The organism is Streptomyces sp. NPDC048392 (assembly GCF_043200575.1).
Lineage (GTDB): Bacteria > Actinomycetota > Actinomycetes > Streptomycetales > Streptomycetaceae > Streptomyces.
Genome location: NZ_JBICYB010000056.1, coordinates 14811 through 23135, shown reverse-complemented (window position 1 = coordinate 23135; position 8325 = coordinate 14811). Strand labels below are relative to the sequence as shown.

Below are 8325 nucleotides of genomic sequence, written 5' to 3'. Positions count from 1 at the left end.
AGACACAAGACGTCGGCATGCCTCCCTCACGCCGAGCGAAACCATGCCTGACCAGCAGAAATCAAGAGATCACGTTCGGTTGAGATACGGCTTCTGAGACCTTCTCCGGGTTGCCGCCGCCGGAGAAGTCGAGTCGCGTGTCCGGGTAGAGCGTGTCCCCGGGCTGGAAGGACAGGATCTTCCCGTCCCGGGTGCCGCCCTCACGCACCGGCTTGAGCTCACGCATCACGCCGTTCTTCACGATCTTCTTGCCCGTCACCGGCTCGACCACGTAGTGGCGGCCGTTGAGCGAGACCTGGTAGTTCTTCGTGAAGTTGAAGTAGAAGGTGCGCACCAGCATCTTCGTCTGCGGGTTGACCAGCTCCAGCTTGAGCCAGGCCTCGTCGCCGGGGAACTTGCCCTTGAAGTTGTACCGGGCCCAGCCCTCGCGGCCGACGATCTCCTCGTGCTCGAAGTCCTCACCCAGGTTCTCGGTGAACATCGGGTCCGCGTAGGCCGACCACACGGCCTGCTGACCGACGAGGTGGTCGCGCTTGACGTAGTTCGGCGCGAAGCGCACGCCGAGGCGACGCGGGAAGCTCAGGCCGGCCAGGTCGGTGTTCTGCGAGGGCTTGCCCGAGGTCAGCGTCGAGATCGTGGGGTCAGTGAAGAACGACATGGCGGTGATTGCGATGCCGTACACCGAGGCCAGCATCTTCTCCGCGCCGGCCATCGAGCGCAGCGCGTTGTGGGCGTTGCCCACCAGCGTGCGCATGTTGTTGCGGGGCAGCTCCTCGCTCGCGTTGAAGTACAAGCTGAGCATGTCCTGATCGGCCTTGCCCTCCCACATGAAGGCCTGGGCCGCCGCTTTCTCCTGCTCCTCGGCCAGGGCGTCCTCGTTGTTCTCGAATTCGCCGGCCTTGACCCGCTTGTCCAGTTCGGCCTCAGGGTTCTTGATCTTCTTCGAGCTCATCTGCACGAAGAGCTGGTAGCAGTTGTAGAGCGTGGCCTTGCCCCAGAGGTCATCGAGCTTCTGCTCCAGCAGCGCCGGGTCCATATTCAGCACGGCTGCGGCGCTGCGCAGCTCCCGCTCCTCCTCCAGATAGAAGTCGATGAGTCCGTAGGCCGCGCGCTTGAAGGCGTTGTTGGCGGCGTTGGGCCACACCGGGTCCTCGCCGCCGTCGAGCGGAAAGAAGATCCCGGCGATGTTCTCCACATACAGCGCGCACTTGGTGAAGTTACCCTCACGCGCCGCGTCGGCAGCCAGCCCCAGGGGGTTGTAGATGTCGGTCTTCATGGAGTTGATCAGGTTGAACTGCACCGGCTCGAACCCGCGTGTGACTAGGGGCACGTAGTTCTTCACCAGCAACTCGCCCTTGGGGTCGTTGATGACCATGTTCGAAGGCCTTTTCTCCCGCGACCACATGTCGATGATCGGCTCGATGTAGGTCTGGCCCTTACCGGCTCGGGTGGTGGCCAGCACCATGGTGTTCACCGGCGCGGTATCAACCACGTACGCCCCGGCCGGGCGCTGGACCTCGTACGCCGGGAACGTCCAGTCCTCCTTGATCAGGGCAGCGACGGTCTTGTACGTGTCCGACCCGAAGCCGAGCTTGTCCCGGTTCTTGCCGTCAGGGTTGTACGGGATCAGCGTGGTGTCGTACTTCTGCCGCAGGGTCTTGTCATCGGGGAGCCCGGATGCCTCGAACAGCTTGTCGCCGAAGTCTTCGTCGATGATCGGCAGGGTCTGCGTCAGCGGGTTGCCCTCGTCGTCGTCCATGACCTCGCCGACGTAGTAGACGAGGTTCCCCTCCTCATCGATGACGTCCTTTTTGGCGCGCTGGGCGACCTCGACGGTGCCCAGGCCCTTCTTCTTGAGCATCATGTGGCTGAGCATCGAGCTGACCTGCACGCTGGAGTGAGCGCCGGCGTCGGGGAACCAGTCGTAGTTCTGCTGGATCTCTTCCGGCAGGGCGATGTGCTGGTCGTTCTGGTACTGGTTGATGTCGCTCGTGGTGTTCATCAGGTTCGCCGCGGCGACCTTCCGCGAGAACCATGTACCGATGATGAGGGCGACCATCAGACCCGAGCCGAGCGTGATGAAGAGCTTGAATCCCGAGACGTCGGCCAGATGCTCGCCGACCGTCGTCGTGCTCTTCTTGGGCTCAGCCGGCTTCTCGGCGCTGGGCTTGCCGTCCTTCGCCGCGGTGTACCAGCTGGGGACCGGAACCGCCTCAGCGCTGGGGTAGCACTTCGCCTTCACATCTGGGTTGCCGTCCCTGGTCAGGGGTCGGTAACACTTCACGACCGAGCCGCCCGCACCCGTCGTGGTGTCCTGGACGTAGTACGCGCTCGGCTTGCCGGTGCTGCTGCCGCTGCCGGGCACGCCCGAACCCACGGACACGCCCACCGAGAGCACCGCCGCGGCGATGAGCGAGTAGAAAACCCAGGCGACGATCGTCACCAGCACGCCAGGAATCACCGCGACGACGATGCCCGGTCTGGTCGACCTCAGGGTAAGCAACTTGCTGCGGTCCAGCTGCTGGTTGTCGTAGACGTCTCGGTTCGTCAGCGTCTCGCCCGGCGTCCGTGCCGAGATCTTGTCCCAGCTGCTCGCCTTCGGCCGTGCCGCCCTCCGCCTGTTCGTGGCCATCGTGATCCCTTACTCTCGAGCCTTGCTCGTTCTGCTGTCCAGTGCGCCTGCTTGCGCAGACGACGACGGCGCATGGGGACGCGCCCCATGCGCCGTCAGATCGCCCCGTCGGTCATGACCGGTCCGCTCAACGGGTCAAGACCACCCCGACGATGAAGCCGGCCACGCCCATCAGGAGCGAGAGCGTGACGATCATGACGACGAGGATCTTGTTCGAGCGGCTCTGCATCTCGGAGGCTCGCGCCAGCTCGTTGGCGTAGGACTCCTTGTCGGCCTGCATCTCCCCCAGGCGCGCCTCATACCGCTTGGTCACTGAATCCTCGACCGTCGACAGCTGCTGGAGCAGGTCGGTGACCCGCGCCACTTGGGAGTTGGTCTTCTCCTTCTCCAGGTCGAGGTTGTGCTGCCACTCGGCGTCCCGAGCCGTCATCTGTGTGATGGCGTCCTTGCGGTTGCGTTCAAGCTCGTCCTCCATCCGGCGGATCCGGTCGGCGTGCTCAGAGCGCACCGACTCCAGGAGGTCCTGCTGCTCCCGGCGCAGGACGCCGATCTCGTCCGTGGTCCGCAGGTGCTCGGCCAGTGCCTCGGACTGGGCGATGTCGGCCTTGCGGTTGTCGTCGACGATCCGCTGGATCTCGGACTTCCACTGGTTCAGGCGCTCTTCCTCGGCCGCCAGGTACTCCGACTGCCGCTCGGCCAGCACCTCGAAGATCCGCGTCTGCCCGGTCTGCATCTTCAGCGTCGCGTCCGAACGCCGGACCCGCAGGATCTCCTGCTGGTTATGCGCGTGGGTATCCTCGATGTCCCGCTCGATCCCGGCGGCGGAGTCGATCTGCTCGCGCTCCATCTTCGAGCGGTTGCGCTCCTTGTACTGCAGTTCCGCCGAGAGCGCCGCCTGCTGGGCCACCTTGGAGGCCTGCGACTCGTAGTCCTTGGCGATCTCCGCTCGGCGGGCCCGGATCTTCTCATCCTTCTCCGTCTGCCGCTGCTGGTGCTCAGCCTCGGCGGCGTCCTTCAGCAGCTTGTACCGGGAGCCCGCGCGGTCGGTGGCCACATCGCGGATGACCTGCTCGGCGTGCGCCGACATGAGGTTGACGTAGAGCGCACGCAGCTCATCCTCGTGCGCGGAACGGAGCTGCATCAGGTCGGCGTTGGCCTGCCGGTTGAGCTGGGCGGCCTGGTCCCCGAGCCACTCCGTCGCGCCCTCGGGCACAGCGATCTGCACGACCGGCGCGCCGATGGCGAAGGTCGCGTTGAACTCATCGAGCCGGACGTCCAGGTCCAGCTCCTCGGAGAGGAACCGGCGGGCGATGACGTCGCGCACCTGGGCCTGCCCGGCCAGCAGCACAGTGTCGCCGGCCTCCTGGTAGTCGCCCTCGATGCCGTAGCCGGCGTCGGTCTCGTCGAAACCTTCGTAGCCGGCCACCTCGTCGCCGTCGTGGTCCGGCTCCGAATCAACCGGAGCGGTGCCCGCGTCGTCCTCGTCGAATATGGGTGCGTCCGCCCCTTCATCGTCGTCGACGACGTCGCTGAAGAGCGGCTCGTCGTCCAGGCCCTCGTCAGCCCCCTCGACACCGGGGATCCCGTCGAAGATCGCATCCCCCTCATCCTCCCCGAGGGCCACGGGGACAGGGCCAGTGGCCCCAGCCTCGGCGACCAGGCCGCTGTGCTCTTCCCACGCCTTCTTGCCCACGGCTTCTTCGAGGCTCGTGGTACCTGCAGCGACAGAGCGCGCCTGCGCGAAGGTCGCATCGTTCACCAGATCGACGAGCAGATCGCCGCTGGGCTTCTGCCACACGACGGCCCAGGCGTAGGTGGCACCGGTGAGCAGCGAGTACTCCTCCATGCGCGCGAGAGTCTCGTCGGTGGGGATGATGCCGAAGACCTCCTCTTCGAGCATCTCCGCCGTGGCCACCGTGCGGATCTGGTCGGAGCTGATGAGCTCGATGATCGAGCCCTTCGCCTCGTCCCGGCCGTGCCGCTTGCTCAAGCCACCGATCGAGTCGGATGCGAGCACGAGCATCACCCAGGCCGTACCGCTGGGAAAGACGAACTGCGTGTTTGACCGCAGCAGCTCGACCGCCGCCGGGATCGCCGTCTCTCTCACCACGGAGGCCAGAAGCTCGTCGGGCTTCTTCTTCCGCTCCTTCCTCTGGCTTCCCGTTGCTGTACCCGAAATGCCCATTGATGCGCGATCCCTCCGCTAATAAAACACAGTTCAACTGGTTTATGAGTACCTTATCGCCGCCTATCGCGGTAGGCAATCATAGGTTATGAATGGGCTATCGTCTCATGAGTCGACTCGTTCCCGCCCTCCTCGACCGGCTCATCGCACCGCGCTGACCTCGACGTAGGCGTCGGAACTCAGCAGGTTCTTGTCGTCGCTGACCAGGTCGCCGACGACGTCGATGCGGATCCGTCGTTCCGAGGGGTGCTCATTGAGGAAGGTCGCCACCGCGGTGGTGACCTCGTCGGTCAGCTTCGCCACAGCCGCACGCGCACCGCCGGCATCAGAGTCGGTTTCACCCTTGTCCTCGATGAGGTACTGCAGGACCCTCGCATCGACGTCGACCCGCACGTTGTGCTTGACGAACACCTCCTGCACCATCTGGCGCAGCTTCTTCCGCACGATCTTTTGCTGCGTCAGCAGCGACAGCGGCTGGAAAGGCACGATCGCGTCGATACGGCCCAGCAGCTCGGGCGGAAACCGGTTGTCGCCCGTCGTCGAGGAGATCGAGCGGCGGATGAGCTTCTCGTACTCCAGCAGCTGCTTGCCCGACCCGGTGTCGTCCGCCGCGTACTGCGCGATGTCCTTGTAGATCTCCGAGCCCGCGTTCGTCGTCAGCACGATGTAGGTGCTGAGGAAGCTCACCTCGCGGTTGTTGTCATCGTTGAGCCGGCCATCGTCGAGCACCTGCAGCAGCACGCGTGTCACCATCGCCGAAGCCTTCTCGACCTCGTCGAAAAGCAGCACCGCGTGGGAGAGGTCCCACACGCGCTTGGTGAGCTCAGAACGGAACGCCGCGAACGACGAGTCCTCGGCGTACTCCGTCATGTCGAACCGGATCAGATGCCGCTGGTCATCGCCGAACAGCAGTCGCGCCAGCTGCTTCGTGAGCTCCGTGTTGTGCGTGACCACGAACTGACCAGCCTGGTAGAGGTGCTCTTCGTCGTTGACGTAGATACACGACGAGCTCTGCTGCTGCGGCAGCTTCTCGATCGACGCGATGCCGACCATGTCGAACTTCTTCACGCGCTGACGACCCGAGGTCTCGATGACCGCCCGCCGTGCGATCTCGTGCTTGCGGGGGAGGGAGAAGAACCGGGCCTTATCCTCGTTGCCGACCTTCACGTGCACGCCGTACTCGGCCAGTTCGCGCCCGCCCTCCTTCGTGCGTGTCCACAATTTGACCGTGTTCGAGACGCCGAGCGAGAACAGCACCTCCCTGAGGTCCTCCGCGAGCCCCTTGGAGAACGTCGAGTACGAGACGTTGAAGCGGTCGTTCGAGCCGCCGATCGATCCGTCGGTGTCGAAAAGGCCCCGCACCAGAGCCCACCGCTGCTGTATCGATCCGTGTTTGTACCTCTCCGGGATACGGCGCTCCGCCGAGCGTGCACCGATCAGATCGGGAACCGAGGCAAGCACGTCCTTCGTCTGGTACAGCGAATCGCGGCGGTCCTCCACCGGGCCAACGCCGACAGGGAAGACCCAGCTGTAGCTGTGTCCGTACGACTTCGGTGCCGATCCCAGCCATTCGCCCACTGTCCACACGGTGTGGTCGGCGTCGTCCCCGTCAGACGAGAGCGTCAGCTGCGTCTCAGTGAGGCACCCATTGCCGATAAGGACGCCCAAGACGTACGGGTCGACGTCGAAGTCCTGCTCCGGCCAGTGCACCGGTCCGTTCGCCGGGATGAAGAACTTCAGATGCTCCCGAGAGTCGCCGGGGTAGGTCCGCACGACGCCACGCTCGACCATTTTCTGCGTGCTCAGGACCATCGGCGCGACGTCCTTGCCCGCATGCTTCTTCGACCGCTGCTTGGCTGTGTAGACCGTCCACAAGTGCGGTCCTCCAACGTCAAGAGTCCGGCCGTCCCAGAGCGTGACCCGGTAGACGTCCTGCATGCCCTGCGGGAAGTGTCCGAGCACCTCGACCGGGCGACCTTGGCGACCGAATACTCTGTCGCCGGGGACCAGGTCGCCGTGCAGTTTCCAGGCGGTCTCGCCGTCGCTCGAGTAGACAGGAACCTGCGTCGAGTCGATGCAGAATTTCCCCGTTCCCGTCGATCCCGTGAACAGCAGGCTCGCCATCGGCTTTCCCTTGTCATTGAGGTCCGCCACTGACAACTGCAGACGACGCGCCACCGCGCTGGTCGCCCAGTCCTGGCTGAACACCTTGGCGTCCAGCTGCTGCTTGATCTTCGCGCCGTCGACCCGGAATGCAACGTTCACGTTTAAGGACTCCATGAGCACGTCCGAGAGCAGGTCCCGGTCCATCGGCCGGTGTGTCAGGCGATGCCAGCCGACCATGGAGTCGAGTACCAGGATCGACTTGCGCGGCTGGGCGCTGGCCGGCATGTAGCGCTGGGTGTACTCGTAGATCTGCCGGAAGACGTGGTCGTCGTAGAACTCGTCGGCCACCCCGTACCGTTCGGCCATGCCCTGCAGGATCTTGATGGTCGTCGCCTGGTCCGGCGGGTTGAGGTTGATGCGCTGCAGGCGCTCGACGAGCGGCTGGTTCGGCGAGATGTGCTTGTGGAACTCCTCGTAGGTCGTCGCGGCGATGATCCTGATGCCTCGGGTTCCCGAAGCCGCGAGGACCGGCTTGATCGCCTCGGCGGCAGCGTCGGAGAGCTGGATGATCTGGTGGAACTCGTCGATGAAGAGCACCAGTTCGTGCGTCTCGTCCTTGACGAAGTCCTCGGCCTCATCGAAGAAGGCCTTGAGCTTCGCGGCCATGTTCTCGGCGTTGCCCGCCTCGGAGATCACGCGCGCCGAGTCCACCTCCAGGTAGAGGCGGGCCGGATCCACGAGCATCGTGGCCTGGACCAATGCGGTCTTTCCCGTTCCGGCCTCGGCCAGTAGAAGCGCATTGCACAGCTCAGGGCGGCTCATCGAGGCCAGCAGCTGCATCGTCTCGTGCTCACGGCCGACGATGTCGCGCTCGGCCTTCTTCAGTGGCTCCGAGAGCTTGGACAGGAGTGGGTAGCGCTCGTTGAGCTGTGCCTCATGGAACATGCCGCGCAAGGCCTCTCGACTGGACTGAAGGTGCAACTATAAAACCAGTCGAAATCCTATCACTAGTCGCATTTGATAGGGCTTTGAATGGAGAATGTGAAAGGCCCCGGAGTCCACTCCAGGGCCTTCCGTTCCATGTGCTGGTCGCGGGTCGCTCGCCCGCCGTATTCGAACTCGGTGCCCTCCGGCGTCTGGGAGTGTTCGAAGCTGCCAGTACGCATCGACCGTCGACGGCGAGTCCCGATGGGTCGATGTCCCCGTGAGCGTGGGCGAGCACGGGGTTGTCTTCGACGATGGTGACTCGCTGGAATCCTCTTGGCCAGGTAAATACGCGGCCAAGGGCGATGACACGGCGGTGGGGGGCGCGGGCGGGGGGGGGGGCCCCCCCGGGCGGGGGGGCCGGGCCGCCGGCCCCCCCCCCGCGGACGGGGGGGGGCGGCGGGGGGGGGGGGGGGCT

General features: G+C 64.8%; 3 protein-coding genes. All 3 read right to left on the bottom strand.

Annotated features, from left to right (window positions below):
* Nucleotides 1–61: 61 nt before the first annotated feature.
* The 3 genes from ACGFYH_RS35015 to ACGFYH_RS35005 all read right to left on the bottom strand — a co-directional run bounded on the left by ACGFYH_RS35015 (nt 62) and on the right by ACGFYH_RS35005 (nt 7868).
* Nucleotides 62–2632, bottom strand: a complete 2571-nt coding sequence (locus ACGFYH_RS35015; RefSeq protein ID WP_393807206.1) for a type IV secretory system conjugative DNA transfer family protein — start codon at nt 2630–2632, stop codon at nt 62–64.
* 127 nt (nt 2633–2759) lie between these two features.
* Nucleotides 2760–4817 carry a hypothetical protein gene (locus ACGFYH_RS35010; RefSeq protein WP_393807205.1) on the bottom strand — a complete coding sequence of 686 codons (2058 nt, stop codon included), beginning with the start codon at nt 4815–4817 and terminating at the stop codon, nt 2760–2762.
* A gap of 141 nt (nt 4818–4958) precedes the next feature.
* Entirely contained in the window at nt 4959–7868 is a 2910-nt protein-coding gene (locus ACGFYH_RS35005; protein ID WP_393807204.1) for an AAA family ATPase, read from the bottom strand.
* Nucleotides 7869–8325 lie beyond the last annotated feature (457 nt).